Consider the following 20,703-nt stretch of genomic DNA (forward strand, 5'->3'; position numbering starts at 1 on the left):
CCCGCACGCATGCCCCATAGGACATGTCCTAAACCCGGTAGCGATTAACGTTTTTTTCAGCAAGCATCAATCGCAAGCCGGTGCAATGTCGGGCACTGCCACCAATTGCAACTCGATATCAGCGCGCAGGCCGGTCATCGCAGCCTCCAGCGCCAACCAGCGCTCAGGCACACTGGCCACACACTCAAGCCGCACACTTTCATCGAGCGCCGCGCACGCCTTGGCCAACGGCACTGCGTCAACCAGACTCGCCGCGCCCTTGAGCCGATGCAGGCAAGCGCTCAAGGTGTTCCAGTCATTTGCCAGCACCGCAGGCTCCAGCAAGGCGTGTTCATGCCTGAGATTCTTCCACAACTCGCCCAACAACCGTTGCATCTGTTCCGGGTTGGCCCGGGTCATGTTTTGCAGCGTGCTGATGTCGAACGTCGGCTCACGTACCCGATCCGCCAGCTCCTGGGCCAGACGCGCCAGGGAAAGCGGTTTGATCAGCAGACCGTCCATCCCCGCCTGCTCACACCGTGCAGCCTCGTCGCTCATTGCGTTAGCGGTACAGCCAATGACCGGGCAGCGCCGGCGCTGCTCTTTCTCTTCGATCTGTCGAATGGCTTCGGTCAATGCATAACCGCTGATACCCGGCATGTTGCAGTCGGTGATGACCGCATCGAACGGCTCTTCGCACCACCTCGACAGCGCAGCCTTGCCATCTTCGACAGCCACCACCTGATGACCAAGAAACTCCAGCTGGCGGGTCAACACCAGCCGATTGGCCGACATGTCATCGACCACCAACAAGCGAAGGCTGCGCGTATCCACAGGTGCATCCGGGACATCGCAGGAGGGCAAAACCGGCTCGCTCACCCTGACCAGCGGCAAATCGATGTTGACCAGCGTACCCTCGCCCGGCGAGCTGTGCAGGCTGATATCGCCCTTCATCAACTGCACCAACTGCCGAGTGATGCTCAGTCCCAGCCCACTCCCACCGTAATGTGCGGCAGTGTCATCGCTGGCCTGAGTAAAGGGCTGGAATATCTGCTGTTGACGCTCTGGCTCGATACCTTCGCCACTGTCCTGGATACCGATGCGTACACGCGATGAGTCATCCAGCGCCGCCACCCTCAAGACGACCGACCCTTGCCGGGTGAATTTCAAGGCGTTGCCCAAGACGTTATGCAGCACCTGACGCAGCCTCAGCGGGTCAAGCCAGTAATCGCCCTGAGCCTGTTCGGAGAATTCCAGCCGCAGTTCCAGGTCCTTTTCCCGGGCCTGCGCTGAAAAAAGCTCGATTACGCCCTCGAAAAGAGCCTGCAAGGATGTGACTGTCAATGACAACTGCATGCCGCCCGCTTCGATTCTGGCCAAATCAAGACTTTCGCCAATCAGTGCCACCAGCTCCGTAGCCGAGCGATGGGCGACCTGCAAGCCTTGCGACGGTGTATGCCCCTTGCGTAAAGCGTGTGCGCATTCCAGCTCCAGCAAACCGATGATTGCACCCATTGGGGTACGAATTTCATGACTCATGCTGGCCAGAAAGACACTCTTCGCCTCGTTGGCCTGAGCGGCCAGACGCATTGCTTCCTGGAGCTGCTGCTCAAGCCGCTTGCGCTCGGTGATATCGACCCAGCCGCCCAGCAACCCCTGCAGCTGTCCGTCGGCAGCGAAGAAAGGGACCGTCCATTGCCAGACGTCCATGCGTTTTCCGGACAGTTCGATGGTGCGGTCGGAAAAGACTGGCTGGTGATTTTCCAGCAAGTTGAGGTAGTCGGTATGCATCTGCTCAGCCAATGCACGCGGTATCAGATTGACATCCGTAAGGCGTCGACCATTCATCTGCTCGAAACTGATGCCAAGGCTCTGCTCGTAGCTACGGTTGCAGGAAATCAGTCGTCCCTTGAGATCGCGAACATAAATCGGATTGGGGATACCATCGAACAAGGCGTGTTTGAAGGCCAGCTGGTCATTGAGCTGCCTTTCAGCCTTGAGGCGCTGGCGAATCTGTACCTTGAGGCGACTGCTCCAGACCAGTGACACCAGCCCGGTCAGTAAGGCCAGGGCCAGTACCCAGAATACCCACTGCGGTATCCGCCCCCAGAGCGAAGGCTGAGGCAGTGCCGAGCCCAGCCACTTCAAGCGGATCGAGCGCAACTCGGCCACCGGGAACTCTTCCAGCGCCTTATTCAGAATGCCCAGCAGTTCGGGCTGGGTCTTGATCACCGAAAACCTGTCGGTGACCATTGGCCATCGACACTGCGGGCGACCTTCAGTTGCCCGGCCGGGAACAGGTAGGCACCTACTTCATTCTGAATGGTCGCGTCGGCAACACCGCTTTCCACCAGGGCGCGGGCCTGGTCGTAGGTGTCCAACAGACGCAGCTGGATCAAGGGGTGCTCGCGCCTGATCAGGTCCTCGAGCGCATGCCGGGCAGGCAGTGCCAGCACTTTACCGGCCAGACTGTCGAGCGATACTCGGGATGAGCGCTCGGAGCGCACCACGAACATCCAGCTGTTGCCTCCGAAGGAATAGGTAAAGTCCAGAAACCGCCGACGCTCGGCATTTTCTGCAAGCGAGGTGTTCATCTCGGCAAGACCGGCACGCAGCATTTCAATGCTCTGCTGCGTGGAAGGCACTTCCTGATGGACAAACTGCAACCCGGTCATGCGTGAGATACGGGACAGCACATCTGCGTTCAGCCCCACCCATTGGCCATTCTTGTCTTTGTAGATGTACGGCGGATGCTGTGTGGTGGCGATGGTCACGCTCGGATGCTTGAGCAGCCAGCGCCGCTCGGCACCGGTAAGGCGAATGCGTTGTCCCTCCACGTCAGCGCCCAGCCCCATCGTCCAGCGGCCGAGCACTTCACGACCGATCGACGGTTCAATACTGTCCAGCGCACGATTGATGAAGGTCAGCAAGCGCTGCTCATCGTCACGCACTGCAAAAGAAAACCCTACCGGAGGCAACCGGCTTTCGAACTTGATCTGCAATCCGAGATAAGGACGCAGGGCGGTGTAGGCCCGGACAATGACTTCGTTGCCGATAAAAGCGTCGACCTCGCCTTGGCTCAGGGCCTCCAGAGCACTGTAGAGGTTAGGCGCGATAATCAGCTCGCTGTCAGGATAAACGCGGTGAGCGACGTCCGAGTCGGCATAGCCATCAAGCAGCACAACCTTCTTGCCGGCCAGGCTTGGCGGCGGGCTCAGATCGTTGCCACGACCAACGACAACAGATCGGTCAGGCATGTATTCGGTTGAGAACGACAGCCCTTTCACGCCCCGCTCAAAGCCATTGGCGCTGGTCAGCAGGTCTATCTTGCCGTCGTGCAATGCCTCGATGGCCTCGTCACGCCTGGCAAACCCGGTCACCTGCACCGGAATGTTCAACTGGTCGCTGACCAACCCCAGATAGTCGGCACTGATGCCCTGATAACGGTTGCGGTCACTGGTGATATCAATCGGCTCGTAGTCGGCAATCGCAATGCCGACCCGAAGTACCTTGCGTTGATCGAGCCAGGCACGATCCTGATCTGCCAGGGCCAGATCCGCTGAAGCCACGAAAGGGGCTGTCAGGGTAAACGGCAAGCTTTGCGCCGCATCGGCTGGCCCGACAAAAACCAGCGCCAACAACATGCATGCCATGCGCCACGCGCGGCCTCTCAATGTGCTGTCTGCCTCCCTGACTACGCTTTGCATGCTTGCCTGCTTCACTACAAATGACCCAACTCTATGGTTCGAAAACCAGCGAAGTTTGGCACGTAGAAACAGAAAGGCCCGCCAAGTGGCGGGCCTTAAGTTGTTACACGACGCTTCTGTCAGAGCGGTTTGCCGCGATTGCCATGCTGGCTGACAAATGCCTGTATGGCTTTCAGGTCATTTGGCAGCACAGTGCAGCGCTCGTCACGCTCGAACAAATCAGACAAATGTGCAGGTAGCTCAAGCGCTTTTCCTACACCGGCCTTCTCCACTGCCTCCGGAAACTTGACCGGATGCGCCGTACCCAGAATCACCATCGGCGTGTCCAGGCTGCGACGGCATTCGCGAGCAGCCTTCACCCCGATAGCGGTATGCGGATCAAGCAGTTCGCCGGTGCTGGCAAACACTTCAGCAATGGTCGTGCAGGTGTCCTCGTCGCTGACTGCCAGCGAATCGAACAGTTTGCGGGTTTCGGTCCAGCGCTCTTCTTCGACACTGAAACCGCCGCCCTGCCTGAACGTGCTCATCAACTCGGCAATGGCAGAACCGTTGCGACCGTGCATATCGAACAACAGGCGTTCGAAGTTCGACGACACCATGATGTCCATGGAAGGCGACAACGTAGCGTGCAGGGTTTCCTTGACGTACTGATTGCCGCTCATGAAACGGTGCAGAATGTCGTTGCGGTTGGTGGCGACGATCAGTTGATTGACCGGCAGCCCCATGTTGCGTGCCAGGTAACCGGCAAAGATATCGCCGAAGTTGCCGGTCGGAACCGAGAACGATACCGAGCGCGCGGGACCGCCCAACTGCAGCGATGCATGGAAGTAGTAGACGATCTGGGCCATGATTCGCGCCCAGTTGATCGAGTTGACGGCGACCAGACGCGTGCCCTTCAGGAAGCCCTGATCGGCGAAGCTGGCCTTGACCATTTCCTGGCAGTCGTCGAAGTTGCCTTCTACTGCAATATTGTGGATGTTGTCGCCAAAGATGGTGGTCATCTGCCGGCGCTGGACATCCGATACCCGATTGTTCGGGTGCAGAATGAAGATGTCGACGTTGTCACAGCGACGGCAGCCTTCGATGGCTGCAGAGCCGGTGTCACCCGAGGTAGCGCCGATGATCACCACACGCTCGCCACGCTTGGCCAGCACGTAGTCCAGCAAGCGACCGAGCAATTGCAGCGCGAAGTCCTTGAACGCCAGGGTAGGACCGTGGAACAGCTCAAGTACCCACTCGTTGCCATTCAACTGACGCAACGGTGCCACAGCACTGTGGGCGAAGACACCGTAGGTCTCTTCAAGAATCTTCTTGAAATCGGCATCCGGGATGCTGCCAGCCACAAATGGGCGCATCACCCGAAAGGCAAGTTCGTGATACGGCAGACCGGCCCAGGAGGCGATCTCTTCCTGAGTGAAGCGTGGCAGGTTTTCCGGCACATACAGACCGCCGTCGCTGGCCAGACCAGTCAACAGCACATCTTCGAAGTTCAGGGCCGGCGCCTGGCCGCGAGTACTGATATAGCGCATGGGATCAAACCTTTGGTTTGAGCTGAAAGCCTCAAGCTTCAAGCGTCAAGCTCAAAACGACTGGCGTCTGACTTGTAGCTTGAAGCTGACGGCTCGCAGCTGGTGTTAATTAAGATGTTCTACGCGAATACGAACCACCGGGCCAACCACGTCCTGAAGAGCTTCCAGGGCCTGAATGGCGTCATTGATGCGCTGCTCCACAACACGGTGCGTCAACAGGATCATCGGCACCAAACCATCGTGCTCCTCGACTTCCTTTTGCATGATCGACTCTATGTTGATGCCGCGCTCGGACAGGATACTCGCCACCTGGGCCAGCACGCCCGGGTGATCCTTGGCCTGGATGCGCAGGTAGTAGGCACTTTCACAGGCTTCGATCGGCAGAATCGGGTGCGCGGACAGCGAATCGGGCTGGAAGGCCAGATGCGGCACACGGTTTTCCGGATCGGATGTCATCGCCCGCACCACGTCCACCAGATCGGCCACTACCGAGGAAGCCGTAGGCTCCATACCGGCACCGGCACCGTAGAACAGCGTCGAGCCGGACGCATCGCCATTGACCATCACCGCGTTCATCACGCCGTTGACGTTGGCAATAAGACGATCGGCCGGGATCAGCGTCGGGTGTACGCGCAGCTCGATACCCTGGGCCGTGCTGCGTGCAACGCCCAGGTGCTTGATGCGATAGCCCAGCGCTTCAGCGTAGTTCACGTCGGCGGTGGTCAGTTTGGTGATGCCTTCGGTGTAGGCCTTGTCGAACTGCAATGGGATGCCGAAGGCAATGGAGGCCAGAATGGTCAGCTTGTGCGCTGCATCGATACCCTCAACGTCGAAGGTCGGATCGGCCTCGGCATAACCCAGCGCCTGGGCTTCGGCCAGAACATCCGGGAAGGTACGGCCCTTCTCGCGCATTTCGGTGAGGATGAAGTTGCCAGTGCCGTTGATAATGCCTGCAACCCAATTGATACGGTTTGCCGACAGCCCTTCGCGAATGGCTTTGATGACCGGGATGCCGCCAGCGACAGCTGCTTCAAAAGCAACGATTACGCCCTTTTCACGCGCTTTGGCGAAAATTTCGTTGCCGTGAACCGCGATCAGCGCCTTGTTGGCGGTCACTACGTGCTTGCCATGCTCGATGGCCTTGAGCACCAGATCACGGGCGATGGTGTAGCCACCGATCAATTCAACGACGATGTCGATTTCAGGGTTGGTCGCAACGGCAAACACATCACTGGTAGTAGGCGTACCGGCAATCTGGCAGTTGGGGTTTGGTGTACGAACCGCAATTTGCGCAACTTCGATTCCTCGCCCGGCACGGCGGGCGATCTCCTCGGCGTTACGCTGAAGTACATTGAAAGTACCGCCACCGACAGTACCCAGCCCACATATGCCTACTTTGACCGGTTTCACTGATGAACTCCCCGAAAAACAGCTGATGCTTGATCAGCCGTGAAATCCGCCGCACGTTGCCATGCGGCTACAAATGTGAAGAGGCGCCAAAAACACGGCCTCGTGTAGCGCATGCTCATATGAAGCATGCTGATGTGACAAAGCGTTATTTGGCGCCCATTGCCAGTTTGGCAACCTGAGCAGCAGGCTGATAGCCCGGAATCACCTGACCGTCGGCGAGGACAATCGCCGGGGTGCCGTTGACGCCGATCGACTGACCCAGCTCATATTGCTTGCTCACCGGATTGTCGCACTTGGCGGCCTTGATGTCCTTGCCGTCTACCATGCGGTCCATGGCGCTTTTGCGGTCCTTGGAACACCACACGGCCTGCAACTGCTCGTCACCCGGAGAACCCAGGCCTTGGCGCGGGAATGCCATGTAACGGACTTCAACGCCCATTTTGTTCAACTGCCCGACTTCTTCGTGCAGTTTGTGGCAATACGGGCAGGTAGTGTCGGTGAATACCGTGATGTGCGATTTGGTCTCGCCCACCGCCGGGTAGATCACCATTTCAGAAAGCGGAATGGCGTTGATGGTCTTGGCAATGGCCAGACGTTCGGTCTTCTCGGTCAGGTTGACCGGCTTGCCGTTCTGCACCTGAAACAGGTAGCCCTGAACCACGAACTGGCCGTCGGCACTGGCATACAGCACACGACCGCCCTTGAGCTTCACTTCATAAAGACCGTTGAGCGGGCTCGGCGAAATACTCTCGACCGGCAACTGCAATTCCAGCGAATCGAGGGTCTTGCGGATGGCTTGGTCGGGGGCTGCATCAGCCAGGGCAGACATACTGAATGTGCCGGCCAGCAGTAAAGCGGCGGCAGCGAAAATCTGGGGCAAACGCATGAAAACTCCTATAACGACGGGCAGACTGGCGGCAGTCGAAAAAAGGCGCGCCAGCCTTGATATGCGAAACCGGCAAAGCCTACCACATAAGGCTCGCGGGGCCGACAGGCCGTCGTCACTCGGGATGTTTCCAGGATGGATTAGAGATTTTTCCTGCGCAGATCGGAATGGGGACCTTTGTAGCCCCCATTGTCAGCGAACGCTTCACTCACGCTCTATGTTCTGACTGAACCATCGGCGTTATAGCGTTCAATGATCGTCAGTTTCAGCACCGCATCTGTGCCATCGCAATCAGTCATCCATGCGAACCATGCGCCATTTGGAAAGTCTTCACGTTTGTAAGTCTGCATGAAGTTCTTGCTTCGCCACGACTTCAAATAAACGTCTTGAGCGTCTGTGCGGTCAATCGAGAACTTACTGCCTCCACAATCTGATATTCCGGCCAGGTAAGCACTTCCAGATTCTTTTGTTTTATGGACCCAGCCGCTGGCGCCAACGGCTAAATAGATGGGCGACTCTTGCTCTGGAGGTTGAGAGGCCGTTGTTTGGTTTTCAGGCAGCAGCGTTTTGTCATCTGAAACAGACACTGAAGCATGGTCTGTATTTGAGGCAACATCAGACGGAGAGGCAGATTTAAACACCTTTTCTTCTTGCATATAGACCGGATCCGCATCGGTCAGGTACGCAACGGTCTTTATTGGATCTTCAGGCGTTAACGAAACTTTATCCGGCGCCGCGAACCCTTTGAAAAACATGACGTAGTAGCCCTCATCATTGGGTTCAAAGCGAATCTTGATCGATTGTGTGAGCAATGAATTGGCACAGAGTTCCTCGACCCCTTCCGCTTCGTATCCTCTCGCATTAAGTTTGGAAAACCCCAGCTTGGTACCGTCCTTGAGGTCTAGCGTCGCCAGAAATGAACGTCCTTTTTTTTCGTCAGTCATATCAATCATCCTTGATAGTGAGTTTCAGATAACCCCATCCTGATAGTAGCTGCCCGAAGAAACTTTATCCGCACGCCTCAAGAACGATTGGAGATAACCCCTCTTAAAAATAGTCGCACTCGTCCGTGCCAGTGATATCAGAACATCAACCTCGAGGATGACGCGTCACATGCATACCGTGCAACCGCTCGGGTGATGATACTGATGATACCGAGGGCTGTACCATCCAAAGCAGACATACTGACGGTGCCGACCGGCATGAAGCGGCGGCGGAGAAATCTGGAGCAGAAGCCTGAAAACTTCTATGACGACGGGCAGAATGGCGGCGGTCGAAAAAAGGAGCGCCAGCCTTGATATGCGAAACCGGCAAAGCCTACCACATAAGGCTCGCGGGGCCGACAGGCCGTCGTCACTCGGGATGTTTCCAGGATGGATTAGAGATTTTTCCTGCGCAGATCGGAATGGGGGCCTTTGCAGCCCCCGTTGTCAGCGAACGCTTCAGCAAAACCGACATTCAGTTTGCTTAGGCTCCAATACCACCAGCCCACTAACCCCGCGGATGATGCTTCGCATGCATCTCCTGCAACCGCGCCCGTGCCACATGGGTATAAATCTGGGTCGTCGAAAGATCGCTGTGCCCCAGCAACATCTGCACTACACGCAAGTCAGCTCCGTGATTAAGCAGATGGGTGGCGAAGGCGTGGCGCAGGGTATGCGGTGACAGGGATTTTCCGATGCCCGCAACCGTTGCCTGATGCTTTATGCGGTGCCAGAAGGTCTGACGGGTCATCTGGTCGCCGCGAGTGCTGGGGAACAGTACGTCGCTGGGTTTCCCGCCCAGTAGCTCGTCGCGGGCACCGCGCAGGTAGCGCTCGACCCAGACGATGGCCTCTTCGCCCATGGGCACCAGCCGTTCCTTGCTGCCTTTGCCCATCACCCGCAGTACGCCCTGGCGCAGGTTGACCTGTTCCAGTGTCAGGCTGATCAGTTCGGTCACGCGCAGACCGCAGGCATACAGCACTTCAAGCATGGCACGGTCACGCTCGCCGATGGGCTCACTCAGGTCGGGTGCTGCCAGCAGCGCTTCGACGTCGGCTTCGGAGAGTGACTTGGGCAATGGCTTGCCCAACTGAGGCATGTCGATCTGCAGGGTGGGATCGACGGAAATCAGCTTTTCGCGCAGCAGGTAGCGGTAGAAGCCACGTGCGCCGGACAGGAAACGCGCCGTGGAGCGCGGTTTGTAGGCATTTTCAACGCGCCACGCAAGATGATCGAGGATGACCTCGCGTCCGGCACTGGGCAGATCGACGTTGCGCTCCTGCAGCCAGCCGTTGAACAGCGCCAGGTCGCTGCGGTAGGAATCGCGGGTGTTATCGGACAGCCCCTTTTCAAGCCAGAGCGCATCCAGAAACCGGTCAATCAGCGGGTGGTCGATGGCAGCCATTTCAACTCAGTATGTGCGTGATACGCCGAAGACGAATTTTCAAACATCAGATAGCAAAAAGGCAGCCCGAAGGCTGCCTTTTTTATGCATCGAAAAACTGTATCAGGACAGTTTTTCCTTGATGCGCGCTGCTTTACCGGACAGGTCACGCAGGTAGTACAGTTTGGCCTTGCGAACGTCACCGCGACGTTTCACAGCCATGCTGTCGATTTGCGGGCTATAAGTCTGGAAAGTACGCTCAACGCCAACACCGTTGGAGATTTTACGAACAGTGAAAGCGCTGTTCACGCCACGGTTACGCTTGGCAATTACAACGCCTTCGAATGCTTGCAGACGAGCGCGGTCGCCTTCCTTCACTTTAACCTGAACGACGATGGTGTCGCCTGGTGCAAAGGTAGGGATCTCTTTGGTCATCTGCTCTGCTTCGAGGGCAAGAATGATTTTGTTAGTCATGCTGGTGCTCCTAAGGTAATCCGTATGGATCGACCATCGATACGTTAACTATCGTCCCGCTCGCGGATGTATTCCGCCAGCAGCTTCTTCTCTTCTCCAGAAAGCGAGCGGCTTTCCAGAAGATCAGCGCGTCGTTCATAGGTCCGCCCAAGGGACTGCTGTAAACGCCAACGCCGGATGTGCGCGTGATTGCCACTTAGCAACACGTCGGGAACACGCTGATCCGCATACACCTCAGGTCGGGTGTAGTGCGGGCAATCCAGCAGACCGTCCGTGAAGGAATCTTCCTCCGCGGAGTCCACATGCCCTAAAGCTCCAGGCAGCAGCCGCGTAACCGCGTCAATCAGGACCATAGCCGGCAGCTCGCCACCGGAAAGAACATAGTCACCAATCGACCACTCTTCATCGACATGAGCATCAATAAAACGCTCGTCAATGCCTTCATAACGACCGGCGATGAGGATAATCGCTTCCTCCTGCGCCAGTTCGCGTACCGCAGACTGATTCAGCTGACGGCCTTGTGGCGACAGGTAAATAACCTTCGCCGCATCCCCTGCCGCTTGCCTGGCCTGAACCAGAGCATCTTCGAGGGGCTTGATCTTCATCACCATGCCAGGACCACCGCCAAATGGGCGATCATCCACAGTGTGATGGCGATCAGTGGTGTAATCCCGCGGATTCCAACAAGTCAGCTGCAACAGCCCTTGTTTCACCGCACGGCTGGTAATGCCGTATTCGCTGATGGCGGAAAACATCTCGGGAAACAGACTGATGACTTCTATGCGCAGGCTGGCCATGGCATTCAGAAGTCCGCGTCCCAATCCACCTTCATCTCGCCAGCAGCCATATCGATTGCCAACACACATTGCTCCGTATAGGGCAACAGGCGTTCACGATCATCCAGGCTACCCGCGCAGGGCTTTACAACCATTACATCGTTCGAACCGGTTTCGAGCAGGTGATCGATTTTCCCGAGCAGTTGCCCGAGTTGGTCGATGACCTTGAGGCCTTCAAGCTGGTACCAGTAGTACTCGCCATCGTCCAGATCAGGGAACAGGTTACGCGGCACGCAGATTTCGTAACCGGAGAGAAGACGAGCTTCTTCACGATCATCGAGACCTTTGAGCTTTGCGACCAGAAACTTGCTTTGCAAGCGTCCGCTGACCAGCTCCACCTGTTTCTCAACGCTGCCTTCGCGCCGAAGCGTCCAGGTTTTGTAGTCCAACAGGTTTCCAATCGGATCAGTAAAGGAAAAGACCTTCACTTCGCCGCGAACGCCATGAACCGAGTAAATCTTGCCAATGACGATCAGATCGTCGGCAGATGCAGGCGTCGCGTTCATAAGACTCAGGCCGCGGCCTTGGTCTTGTTGTGCTCTTTGAGCAGCTGGGCAACGCGCTCGGAAGTTTGTGCACCAACGCTCAACCAGTAGTTGACGCGTTCTTCGTTAACGGACAGACGGATTTCCTGACCACGGGCAACCGGGTTGAAGAAACCAACCTGTTCCTTGTGGGAACCGTCACGAGCGTTGCGGCTGTCGGTTACGGTCAAGTGGTAAAACGGGCGCTTTTTGGAGCCGCCAAGGGCAAGACGGATGGTTAGCATTGAACATCGTTCCTGTAGTCGGTGCTGCAAATCTAAGATGCACAGCGGGCATAGGTGCCCGAAAGGCCGCATATTCTAAGGAATATCCCGACTTTTGCAAATGTCTTTTTCCGGCGCCTATCGGCATGCCTTCCAGATTTGCGAGGGCGCTGTCGGTATGACAGCAGGTAAAAGCCCGCATAACGCGGGCTGACCGGGGGTCGCCCCCCGTGTGGGACGCGTGCAAAGAAGCTTGCACGCGACGCAATTACATTTTTGGCATGCCGCCGCCGGGGAGCATTCCGCCCATGCCGCGCATCATTTTTGCCATTCCGCCCTTGGCGGAGAACTTCTTCATCATCTTCTGCATCTGTTTATGCTGCTTGATCAGACGCCCGATGTCCTGCACCTGGGTACCCGAGCCCATTGCAATACGGCGCTTGCGCGAGCCGCTGATCAGGTCCGGGTCACGGCGTTCGCCAGGCGTCATCGAGTTGATGATGGCTTCCATCTGCTTGAACTGCTTCTCGGCCGCGCCCTGGGCATTGCCCATCTGCGCCAGATTGACGCCGCCGATGCTTGGCAGCTTGTCCATGAGGCCGCCAAGGCCGCCCATGTTTTTCATCTGCTGCAGCTGATCGCGGAAGTCTTCGAGATCGAAGCCTTTGCCTTTCTTGAGCTTTTTCGCCAGTTTGTCGGCTTTATCCTTGTCGAGAGTCTGTTCAGCCTGCTCGATAAGGCTGAGCACATCGCCCATGCCAAGGATTCGCGAAGCGATACGATCTGGGTGGAACGGCTCCAGCGCCTCGCTCTTCTCGCCCATACCGATGAACTTGATCGGCTTGCCGGTAATTGCACGCACCGACAGGGCCGCACCACCGCGAGCATCACCGTCGACCTTGGTGAGGATCACACCGGTCAGCGGCAGTGCATCACCGAAGGCCTTGGCGGTGTTGGCCGCATCCTGACCGGTCATGGCATCGACCACGAACAGCGTTTCAGCTGGCTTGGTCGCAGCATGCAGCGCCTGAATCTCGCCCATCATCTCGACATCGACGTGCAGACGACCGGCGGTATCGACGATGACCACGTCAATGAACTTGAGCTTGGCTTCTTTAATGGCCGCCAGGGCGATGTCGACCGGCTTCTGGCTGATATCGGAGGCGAAGAACGTCACACCGATGTCGTTGGCCAGGGTTTCGAGCTGCTTGATGGCGGCAGGACGGTAGACGTCGACCGACACCACCATCACGGTTTTCTTCTTGCGCTCTTTAAGGAAGCGCGCCAGCTTGCCAGCGGTGGTGGTTTTACCCGCACCCTGCAGGCCCGCCATGAGGATGACGGCAGGCGGCGTGACATTGAGCACCAGATCTTCGTTGGCAGCGCCCATCAGGCTTTCGAGTTCGGCCTGGACGATCTTCACGAACGCCTGGCCTGGCGTCAGGCTGCGCGACACCTCGGTGCCGACGGCGCGCTCCTTGACGTTGTTGACGAAGTCTTTGACCACCGGCAAGGCGACGTCGGCTTCAAGCAACGCCATACGCACTTCGCGCAAGGTATCTTTGATGTTGTCCTCGTTCAGCTTGGCCTTGCCAGTAACATGGCGCAGCGTCTGCGAGAGGCGGTCAGTCAGGTTTTCAAACATGCGCGATCCTTTCAGGCTCTCGTCGAACCCCGGTTGATGCGGCCCGGCCCGTAATGCAGAAATGGCGCTCGGCGAGCCTGCGGCTTGAGCAGGTCGCGGATTATAGCGAAGACTCCGCCGCACGGACACCACGCAGTCTGCTTCTGTGGTCTTTCGTGATTTGCCGGTTATATGCCAAACTCAACGTCTTTTCAGGCCCGTCCATCAGGATCTATGTCCCCTTTGCCACCCAGCCTGCTTCCCAGCCTCGCCGCCGCCGTTCTGTACGCCGCTGCGACCGTCTATCAGAGCCTGCGCCTGAGCCAGGCCGTCAAGCCCGACAAGCGGCTGCTTTGCTTGCTCGGTACGCTGGCGGTGATCGCACACGCCATCGGTCTGTTTTCCCAACTGACGCATTCCGTCGGCCTGGGTCTGGACTTTTTCAACTCGGCCAGCCTGATCGCCGCGTCAGTGATCGTTGTGACTCTGATCGCCACGTCACGTATTCCGGTGGAAAACCTGCTGGTGCTGCTGTTCCCATTGGGAATGGTGACCGTGCTGCTGGCTCAGTTCGCCCCCAGCGGCACCGTACAGCCGATCATGGAAGAACCCGGCATCCTGAGCCATATACTGCTGTCGCTGCTGGCTTACGGAATGTTCACCATTGCCGTATTCCAGGCGTTGCTGTTGCTGTTGCAGGACTACCGACTCAAGCACAAGCACCCTTCCGGACTGATCAAGAACTTCCCGCCGCTGCAAACCATGGAAAGCCTTTTGTTCGGCTTCCTCTGGGCTGGCTGGACGCTGCTTTCGCTGTCGCTGATTTCCGGCTGGCTGTTCGTTGAAAACCTGTTTGCCCAGCATCTGGTGCACAAGACCCTGCTGGCTTGCCTGGCCTGGGTCGTATTCAGCGTACTGCTGTGGGGGCGCAACCGCCTTGGATGGCGAGGTCACAAAGCCATTCGCTGGACCCTGGGCGGCTTCTGCCTGCTGATGCTCGCCTACTTCGGCAGCAAGCTGGTACGCGAATTCATCCTGCACATCTGACGGGCCCTGATCATGGATAATCTGCCCCTTGGCCCACTGCTTGGCGTTCTCGCCCTCCTTATGCTCTGGGCTGGTCTGCTGACGTCAGTCGAAGCCGCGCACCACCAACTCAAGGCAATGCGCGCCGCCAGCCGTTCGGACAAGGCCGCGCCGCTTCCCGAGCTGGCGTTCAACCTGAACAGCCTGATCCTGGGCAATACGCTGATAAGAGTGCTGATTACCGTAATCGCAACACTGATTGCTGCCAATTACTGGTTCTACAACGGCCCGACCGTGGCATGGCTGGGTACCGTGAGCGTCATGCTGGTGTTCGCCGAATACATACCGCGCCGCCTGGCGAACCGTCACCCTGTCTCGACACTGCTACTGGGCAATGGCGTACTGCGCATTCCAATGAAGATCGTCTGGCCGCTGGCCTACGTGTTCAACGTGCTCGCCAAGACGCTGCTGCGCCCGTTTCTGTCACGCCAAGTGCAGCAACAGGAGCAGAACTTTGAAGACGATGTGCAGAAAACCAACCGCCACGACATTGTTCACGAGCATTATCCGCGCGCCAGCGTGCTGTCGGGCATCCGCGCACTGGACAGCATAACGGTCAATGACATCCTGATACCGCGCAACGAGGTGGATGGCGTCAACCTTGATGATCCGATGGAGCTGATCATCGAGCGCCTGATCATTTCACGTCACACGCGCCTGCCGGTCTATCACAACGACATAAATCAGGTTCAAGGCGTCATCAATACACGCGACATCAGCCACCTGCTGCCCAAAGGCACACTGACCAAAGAGCAGTTGCTGGCAGTCTGCTACGAGCCTTATTTCGTTCCGGAAAGCACTCCGTTGCAGTTGCAGTTGCTGAATTTCCACAAACAGCAGCGCCGCCTCGGCGTGGTGGTTGATGAGTACGGGGAAGTGCTGGGTATCGTCACCCTTGAAGACATTCTTGAAGAAATCGTCGGCGAATTCGAAAGCGAGCAGCGGCTGGACAATCCCCACGTCAAGCAACAGGAAGACGGACGCCTTGAGGTAGAGGGTGCTGCATCCATTCGCGAACTCAATAAAAGCCTTGGCTGGCACCTGCCTTCGGATGGTCCGAAAACCGTTAACGGGTTGGTTACCGAAGCACTGGAAACCATTCCAGAGGCTCCGGTCTGCCTGAAAATAGGGCCTTACCGGCTGGAAATTCTCGAGACCGAAGACAATCGCGTCAAGCGCGTGGCTATGTGGCAGAACACCCTCGTTCGCACCTTCAAATAGATTTCTGCCTTCAAATAGATCCCGGCGATACCCTTGTCTCTCGACCCATTCGGGTTACTCTGCTCGACGCTTTACCCACAATCACAATAATGAATGCTAGCCGGAGCACGGTCCTTGCCGCCCGGCGAGTCGACAGCCAGGGAATCCGCATGACCAGCACCCCGCTCTCTCGCGAAAATAATACCGAGTCCGTAAATCCGGTGAATTCGGCAACCCGCGTCGCCACAGCCAGCTTCATCGGCACAGCTATCGAGTTCTACGACTTTTACGTTTACGCCACTGCCGCCGCGCTGGTGATAGGTCCGGTGTTTTTCCCGCAGACCTCAGGTACGGCACAGATGCTGTCGTCATTTCTGACCTTCGGTATCGCCTTTCTCGCACGCCCGCTCGGGTCGGCGCTGTTCGGTCATTTTGGCGACCGGATCGGGCGTAAATCGACCCTGGTGGCGTCTCTGCTGCTGATGGGTATCTGCACCACGCTGATCGGCGTATTGCCCGGTTACGCGACTATCGGCGCGTGGGCACCGATTCTGCTATGTGTACTGCGCTTCGGTCAGGGGCTTGGCCTGGGCGGGGAATGGGGTGGCGCTGCGCTTCTGGCGACCGAGAACGCCCCGAAAGGCAAACGCGCCTGGTTCGGCATGTTTCCACAGTTGGGACCTTCAATCGGTTTTCTGGCCGCCAATGGCCTGTTTCTGGCACTGGCCATGACCCTGAGCGACGAGCAGTTTCGCGCGTGGGGCTGGCGAATCCCGTTTCTGCTCAGCGCCGTGCTGGTCATGGTCGGGCTGTATGTGCGCCTGAAGCTGGAAGAAACTCCGATCTTCGCCAAGGCCATGGCCCATCACCAACGCGTCAGCCTGCCGATCGTGGAAACCTTCAGCCAGCACTGGAGGCCCATGCTGCTTGGTGCAGCGTCGATGGTCGTCTGTTATGCGCTGTTTTATATCTCGACGGTGTTTTCATTGAGTTACGGTGTGGCCACGCTGGGCTATACCCGTGAAACGTTTCTGGGGCTGCTGTGCTTTGCGGTGCTGTTCATGGCGGCTGCCACCCCATTGGCGGCACTGGCAAGCGACCGCTTCGGGCGCAAGCCGGTACTGATTGTTGGCGGTGTGCTGGCGATTCTGTCAGGTTTCACCATGGAACCACTGTTAACCCACGGCAGCACCTGGGCTGTGGCGTTGTTTCTGTGCATCGAGCTGTTTCTGATGGGCATTACGTTTGCCCCCATGGGCGCACTGCTGCCAGAGCTGTTCCCGACACAGGTTCGCTACACAGGCGCATCGGCGGCGTACAACCTGGGCGGAATCGTCGGCGCGTCGGTTGCCCCCTTCTTCGCTCAGAAACTGGTGGCGATGGGCGGCTTGAGCTGGGTGGGCGGGTATGTATCTGCAGCTGCGCTGATAAGCGTGCTGGCGGTGTTGAGCCTGAAGGAAACTCGGGATAGGGAGCTATAAGCCTCAAGCTGCAAGCAAGAGTACCACACTCCTGCTTGTAGCTTGCAGCTGCACCCTTACAACTTTACGTCTACCGCTTGCGATGCTCGGGTCGCTTTGGCCCGCGCGGCTTCGATGGACTCATCGCGAGCCAGGGCAACGCCCATGCGGCGTTGACCGTTGACTTCCGGTTTGCCGAACAGGCGCAACGCGGTGTCAGGCTCGGCCAGCGCCGCGCCGAGGTTAGCGAAAGCGGTCTGAGTGGACTGGCCTTCGACCAGAATCACTGCGGAAGCAGATGGCCCGAACTGGCGGATCAACGGGATCGGCAGGCCGAGAATCGCGCGAGCGTGCAGGGCAAACTGCGACAGGTCCTGAGAAATCAGGGTGACCAGACCGGTGTCGTGCGGGCGCGGCGAGACTTCGCTGAACCACACTTGATCGCCCTTGATGAACAGCTCGACGCCAAACATGCCACGACCACCCAATGCCTCGGTCACTGCCCTTGCAACACGCTCGGACTCCGCCAACGCTACCGGGCTCATGGCCTGCGGCTGCCAGGATTCCTGATAGTCGCCCTTCTCCTGGCGATGGCCAACCGGCGCGCAGAACGTGGTGCCACCGATGTGACGCACGGTCAGCAGGGTGATTTCGTAATCGAAGTCGATGAAACCTTCGACAATGACGCGGCCCTTGCCAGCGCGACCGCCTTCCTGCGCGTAATCCCAGGCTTTCTGCACGTCATCAGCGCTCTTGAGCAGGCTCTGCCCTTTGCCCGACGAACTCATGACGGCTTGACCACGCAAGGGAAACCGAGGTCTTCGACCGCCTTGCTGTACGCCTCGAAGGTGTCGGCAAAGTGGTAAGGCGAAGTTGGCAGCTTCAGCTCTTCGGCCGCCAGACGACGAATGCCTTCACGGTTCATGGTCAGTTGCGCGGCGCGCGCGGTCGGGATCACGGTGAAGCCTTCGGCCTCAAGCTCAACCAGGGTTGCGGTGGCGATGGCTTCGATTTCCGGAACGATGAAATCCGGCTTCTCGGCCTCGATGACTGCACGCAACGCAGCACCGTCGAGCATGTTGATCACATGGCTGCGATGAGCAACCTGCATCGCGGGCGCGTTCTCATAACGGTCAACAGCGATCACTTCAACGCCAAGGCGCTGCAGCTCGATCACGACTTCCTTGCCCAGTTCGCCGCTGCCGCAGAACAGTACGCGAGTCGCGGTGGGCGACAGTGGAGTTCCGATTTGAGTCATCTCAGGTCCTCGTGAAGCAGATATCGAGGGCTGCCTGCCTTATGCAAGCAACCGCTGTGGAGAAAGGCGCGCAATTTACCACGAAGCCCCGGTAAATGGGCGCTCAGCCCGGACAAGCATTGTTGCGCGCTCGCCAGGCCATGATCATCCAGACCAGGGTCACGCCGGCGAACTTCGATGCCAGTGCAGTGAGCACAACTGGTGCAGTCAGGGCGTCGATCATGCCGAAGAAGATAAAGGTATCCAGCGGAATACTGAGTGCCGAGCTGATCCATAACCGGTCACGCAACGGGCGCCTGGTAATACTGAACACCAGCCAGTCAATGCACTCGGAGACCGCGAACGCAATGGCGCTGGCCAGGGCAATGGTCGGATCGCTGGTGACATACGAAAGTACCAGCGCCACCAGCATGGCGATGATCGCGCCATGACCAAAGCGAATCTGCACCATATCGCGCAGCACAAACACCAGCCCGCCCCAGGCAGACCAGATGATGTCCAGATGCGGCGCACTGGAGAAGGCGAAGTTGATCAGCACGACACTGCCGATGTAAGCGATCAGGAAAAGCATGGAGGGTTTGGGCCTGTGCAAGCGAGCGGCAATGATAGCAAACGCGGGCAAGGACCGTGCCCAGGCGTAGGCGAAAGCGCTATTTCTGACGAAGATAATGCATCGACTGCACCGGCCTCTTCGCGAACAAGTTCGCTCCCACAACGACCACGGATAACCTGTGGGAGCGAACTTGTTCGCGAAGGCTATATTCCAAACGCAGCAAATTCTTCTACTGTACCGGCCTCTTGACGAGCAAGTTCGCTCCCACAACGCCCACGGATAACCTGTGGGAGCGAACTTGTTCGCGAAGGCTATATTCCAAACGCAGCAAATTTTTCTACTGCACCGGCCTCTTGACGAGCAAGTTCGCTCCCGCAAAGCCCACGGATAACCTGTGGGAGCGAACTTGTTCGCGAAGGCTATATTCCAAACGCAGCAAATTTTTCTACTGCACCGGCCTCTTGACGAGCAAGTTCGCTCCCGCAAAGCCCACGGATAACCTGTGGGAGCGAACTTGTTCGCGAAGGCTATATTCCAAACGCAGCAAATTCTTCTACTGTACCGGCCTCTTGACGAGCAAGTTCGCTCCCACAAAGCCCACGGATAACCTGTGGGAGCGAACTTGTTCGCGAAGGCTATATTCCAAACGCAGCAAATTCTTCTACTGCACCGGCCTCTTTACGAGCAAGTTCGCTCCCGCAAAGCCCACGGATAACCTGTGGGAGCGAGCTTGTTCGCGAAGGCTATATTCCAAACGCAGCAAATTTTTCTACTGCACCGGCCTCTTTACGAGCAAGTTCGCTCCTGTAAGGCCATGGGAACGTCAGCGTGCCCCGCCCACCGTCCACATCAACCCGCTGGCCCTGGCGCGCTCGTCGCACAGCCCGAGCACAACACGGCGCTCGTCGTTGCTCATCCGGCTCCACCGGGTGATCTCGCTCACGGTTCGCTGGCAACCAGTGCATATATCCTGCTCATCGAGCGCACAAATGCTCACGCAGGGAGAACGGACCGGCTTTTCAATCGGGGTATCAGTGCTCATCACTCTTCCTGCACAACCAGGTCACGGGCGTAACGCTGGGCATTGTGTACGTAATGGGCGGCGCTGGCTTCCAGCATTTTCTTCTGCACGTCGGTGAGTTCGCGCACCACTTTACCCGGCGACCCCATGACCAGCGACCCGTCGGGAATGACCTTGTTTTCTCCGATCAACGAATTGGCGCCGATGATGCAGTATTTACCAATTTTCGCCCCGTTGAGGATGACCGCGTTGATGCCGATCAGGCTGTAATCGTCAACGCTGCAGCCATGCAACATCGCGTTATGCCCAATGGTCACGCTCTTGCCGATGCTCAGGGGCGAGCCCATGTCGGTGTGCATTACTGTGCCATCCTGCACGTTACTGTTTTCACCGATATGGATCAGCTCGTTGTCGCCACGCAACACCGCGTTGAACCACACACTTGCCCCGGCTTCCAGCCTGACATTGCCGATCAGGACTGCATTGGGAGCAACCCAGCTCTGCGGGTCGGTCTGGACACGGGATTCCCCCAGGCGATATTTCATGCAGCCTCCTCAGGCGGGTC

16 protein-coding genes and 2 pseudogenes are annotated in these 20,703 nt (G+C 57.7%); 3 read left to right on the forward strand and 15 right to left on the reverse strand.

All coding sequences use genetic code 11. The annotated features are described in order from the left end of the window. Positions 1–66: 66 nt before the first annotated feature. From AC4ANK_RS21630 to ffh, 11 genes and pseudogenes are all read right to left on the reverse strand, one after another. Positions 67–3,623, reverse strand: a pseudogene (locus AC4ANK_RS21630) (ATP-binding protein). Positions 3,624–3,805: 182 nt separating this feature from the next. Then, positions 3,806–5,215, reverse strand: a complete 1,410-nt coding sequence (gene thrC / locus AC4ANK_RS21635) for a threonine synthase (RefSeq protein ID WP_002552528.1) — start codon at positions 5,213–5,215, stop codon at positions 3,806–3,808. A gap of 105 nt (positions 5,216–5,320) precedes the next feature. Next, positions 5,321–6,625, reverse strand: a complete 1,305-nt coding sequence (locus tag AC4ANK_RS21640) for a homoserine dehydrogenase (RefSeq protein ID WP_002552527.1) — start codon at positions 6,623–6,625, stop codon at positions 5,321–5,323. A gap of 145 nt (positions 6,626–6,770) precedes the next feature. Beyond that, positions 6,771–7,511, reverse strand: coding sequence for a bifunctional protein-disulfide isomerase/oxidoreductase DsbC (gene dsbC / locus AC4ANK_RS21645; protein WP_002552526.1), 741 nt, complete (start codon positions 7,509–7,511; stop codon positions 6,771–6,773). A 215-nt stretch (positions 7,512–7,726) separates the two neighbouring features. Further along, positions 7,727–8,455, reverse strand: coding sequence for a hypothetical protein (locus AC4ANK_RS21650; RefSeq protein WP_031596216.1), 729 nt, complete (start codon positions 8,453–8,455; stop codon positions 7,727–7,729). A 547-nt stretch (positions 8,456–9,002) separates the two neighbouring features. Then, positions 9,003–9,899: a site-specific tyrosine recombinase XerD gene (gene xerD / locus AC4ANK_RS21655; protein WP_002552525.1), complete on the reverse strand. Its 897-nt coding sequence runs from the start codon at positions 9,897–9,899 to the stop codon at positions 9,003–9,005. Positions 9,900–10,001: 102 nt separating this feature from the next. Continuing rightward, positions 10,002–10,352 (reverse strand): 50S ribosomal protein L19, encoded by a 351-nt coding sequence (gene rplS / locus AC4ANK_RS21660; protein WP_002552524.1) that lies wholly within the window; start codon positions 10,350–10,352, stop codon positions 10,002–10,004. Between the two features lie 44 nt (positions 10,353–10,396). Further along, positions 10,397–11,149, reverse strand: coding sequence for a tRNA (guanosine(37)-N1)-methyltransferase TrmD (trmD, locus tag AC4ANK_RS21665; protein WP_002552523.1), 753 nt, complete (start codon positions 11,147–11,149; stop codon positions 10,397–10,399). A gap of 5 nt (positions 11,150–11,154) precedes the next feature. Further along, positions 11,155–11,694 carry a ribosome maturation factor RimM gene (rimM, locus tag AC4ANK_RS21670; RefSeq protein WP_002552522.1) on the reverse strand — a complete coding sequence of 180 codons (540 nt, stop codon included), beginning with the start codon at positions 11,692–11,694 and terminating at the stop codon, positions 11,155–11,157. A 5-nt stretch (positions 11,695–11,699) separates the two neighbouring features. After that, positions 11,700–11,957 (reverse strand): 30S ribosomal protein S16, encoded by a 258-nt coding sequence (gene rpsP, locus AC4ANK_RS21675; RefSeq protein WP_002552521.1) that lies wholly within the window; start codon positions 11,955–11,957, stop codon positions 11,700–11,702. 247 nt (positions 11,958–12,204) lie between these two features. Further along, the gene (ffh, locus tag AC4ANK_RS21680; protein ID WP_002552520.1) at positions 12,205–13,581 is read right to left on the reverse strand and encodes a signal recognition particle protein; all 1,377 of its coding nucleotides are present in this window, start codon (positions 13,579–13,581) and stop codon (positions 12,205–12,207) included. A gap of 213 nt (positions 13,582–13,794) precedes the next feature. Here ffh and AC4ANK_RS21685 point away from each other — a divergent pair, with 213 nt between their 5' ends. The 3 genes from AC4ANK_RS21685 (at position 13,795) to AC4ANK_RS21695 (ending at position 17,327) form a co-directional block, all read left to right on the forward strand. After that, positions 13,795–14,607 (forward strand): cytochrome C assembly family protein, encoded by an 813-nt coding sequence (locus AC4ANK_RS21685; protein WP_002552519.1) that lies wholly within the window; start codon positions 13,795–13,797, stop codon positions 14,605–14,607. Positions 14,608–14,619: 12 nt separating this feature from the next. Further along, entirely contained in the window at positions 14,620–15,867 is a 1,248-nt protein-coding gene (locus AC4ANK_RS21690; RefSeq protein WP_002552518.1) for a CNNM domain-containing protein, read from the forward strand. A 149-nt stretch (positions 15,868–16,016) separates the two neighbouring features. After that, on the forward strand, positions 16,017–17,327 hold the full coding sequence (locus tag AC4ANK_RS21695; protein ID WP_002552517.1) for an MFS transporter: 1,311 nt from the start codon (positions 16,017–16,019) through the stop codon (positions 17,325–17,327). Positions 17,328–17,383: 56 nt separating this feature from the next. Here the strand turns inward: AC4ANK_RS21695 and purT are convergent. The 4 genes and pseudogenes from purT to AC4ANK_RS21715 all read right to left on the reverse strand — a co-directional run bounded on the left by purT (position 17,384) and on the right by AC4ANK_RS21715 (position 20,683). Further along, positions 17,384–18,564, reverse strand: a pseudogene (gene purT, locus AC4ANK_RS21700) (formate-dependent phosphoribosylglycinamide formyltransferase). A gap of 103 nt (positions 18,565–18,667) precedes the next feature. Continuing rightward, positions 18,668–19,135 (reverse strand): hypothetical protein, encoded by a 468-nt coding sequence (locus AC4ANK_RS21705; RefSeq protein WP_002552515.1) that lies wholly within the window; start codon positions 19,133–19,135, stop codon positions 18,668–18,670. Positions 19,136–19,940: 805 nt separating this feature from the next. After that, the gene (locus AC4ANK_RS21710) at positions 19,941–20,159 is read right to left on the reverse strand and encodes a DUF1289 domain-containing protein (RefSeq protein WP_002552514.1); all 219 of its coding nucleotides are present in this window, start codon (positions 20,157–20,159) and stop codon (positions 19,941–19,943) included. Next, positions 20,159–20,683, reverse strand: a complete 525-nt coding sequence (locus AC4ANK_RS21715; protein WP_002552513.1) for a gamma carbonic anhydrase family protein — start codon at positions 20,681–20,683, stop codon at positions 20,159–20,161. The genes AC4ANK_RS21710 and AC4ANK_RS21715 overlap by 1 nt, the downstream gene beginning before the upstream one ends. Between the last annotated feature and the right edge of the window lie 20 nt (positions 20,684–20,703).

The organism is Pseudomonas sp. Pmew2, assembly GCF_058129885.1.

Coding starts and splice junctions, on each gene's coding strand:
- thrC (WP_002552528.1), bottom strand. CDS start 5,215: ATGCGCTATATCAGTACTCGCGGCCAGGCGCCGGCCCTGAACTTCGAA.
- dsbC (WP_002552526.1), bottom strand. CDS start 7,511: ATGCGTTTGCCCCAGATTTTCGCTGCCGCCGCTTTACTGCTGGCCGGC.
- AC4ANK_RS21650 (WP_031596216.1), bottom strand. CDS start 8,455: ATGACTGACGAAAAAAAAGGACGTTCATTTCTGGCGACGCTAGACCTC.
- xerD (WP_002552525.1), bottom strand. CDS start 9,899: ATGGCTGCCATCGACCACCCGCTGATTGACCGGTTTCTGGATGCGCTC.
- rplS (WP_002552524.1), bottom strand. CDS start 10,352: ATGACTAACAAAATCATTCTTGCCCTCGAAGCAGAGCAGATGACCAAA.
- trmD (WP_002552523.1), bottom strand. CDS start 11,149: ATGGCCAGCCTGCGCATAGAAGTCATCAGTCTGTTTCCCGAGATGTTT.
- rimM (WP_002552522.1), bottom strand. CDS start 11,694: ATGAACGCGACGCCTGCATCTGCCGACGATCTGATCGTCATTGGCAAG.
- rpsP (WP_002552521.1), bottom strand. CDS start 11,957: ATGCTAACCATCCGTCTTGCCCTTGGCGGCTCCAAAAAGCGCCCGTTT.
- ffh (WP_002552520.1), bottom strand. CDS start 13,581: ATGTTTGAAAACCTGACTGACCGCCTCTCGCAGACGCTGCGCCATGTT.
- AC4ANK_RS21685 (WP_002552519.1), top strand. CDS start 13,795: ATGTCCCCTTTGCCACCCAGCCTGCTTCCCAGCCTCGCCGCCGCCGTT.
- AC4ANK_RS21690 (WP_002552518.1), top strand. CDS start 14,620: ATGGATAATCTGCCCCTTGGCCCACTGCTTGGCGTTCTCGCCCTCCTT.
- AC4ANK_RS21695 (WP_002552517.1), top strand. CDS start 16,017: ATGACCAGCACCCCGCTCTCTCGCGAAAATAATACCGAGTCCGTAAAT.
- AC4ANK_RS21705 (WP_002552515.1), bottom strand. CDS start 19,135: ATGCTTTTCCTGATCGCTTACATCGGCAGTGTCGTGCTGATCAACTTC.
- AC4ANK_RS21710 (WP_002552514.1), bottom strand. CDS start 20,159: ATGAGCACTGATACCCCGATTGAAAAGCCGGTCCGTTCTCCCTGCGTG.
- AC4ANK_RS21715 (WP_002552513.1), bottom strand. CDS start 20,683: ATGAAATATCGCCTGGGGGAATCCCGTGTCCAGACCGACCCGCAGAGC.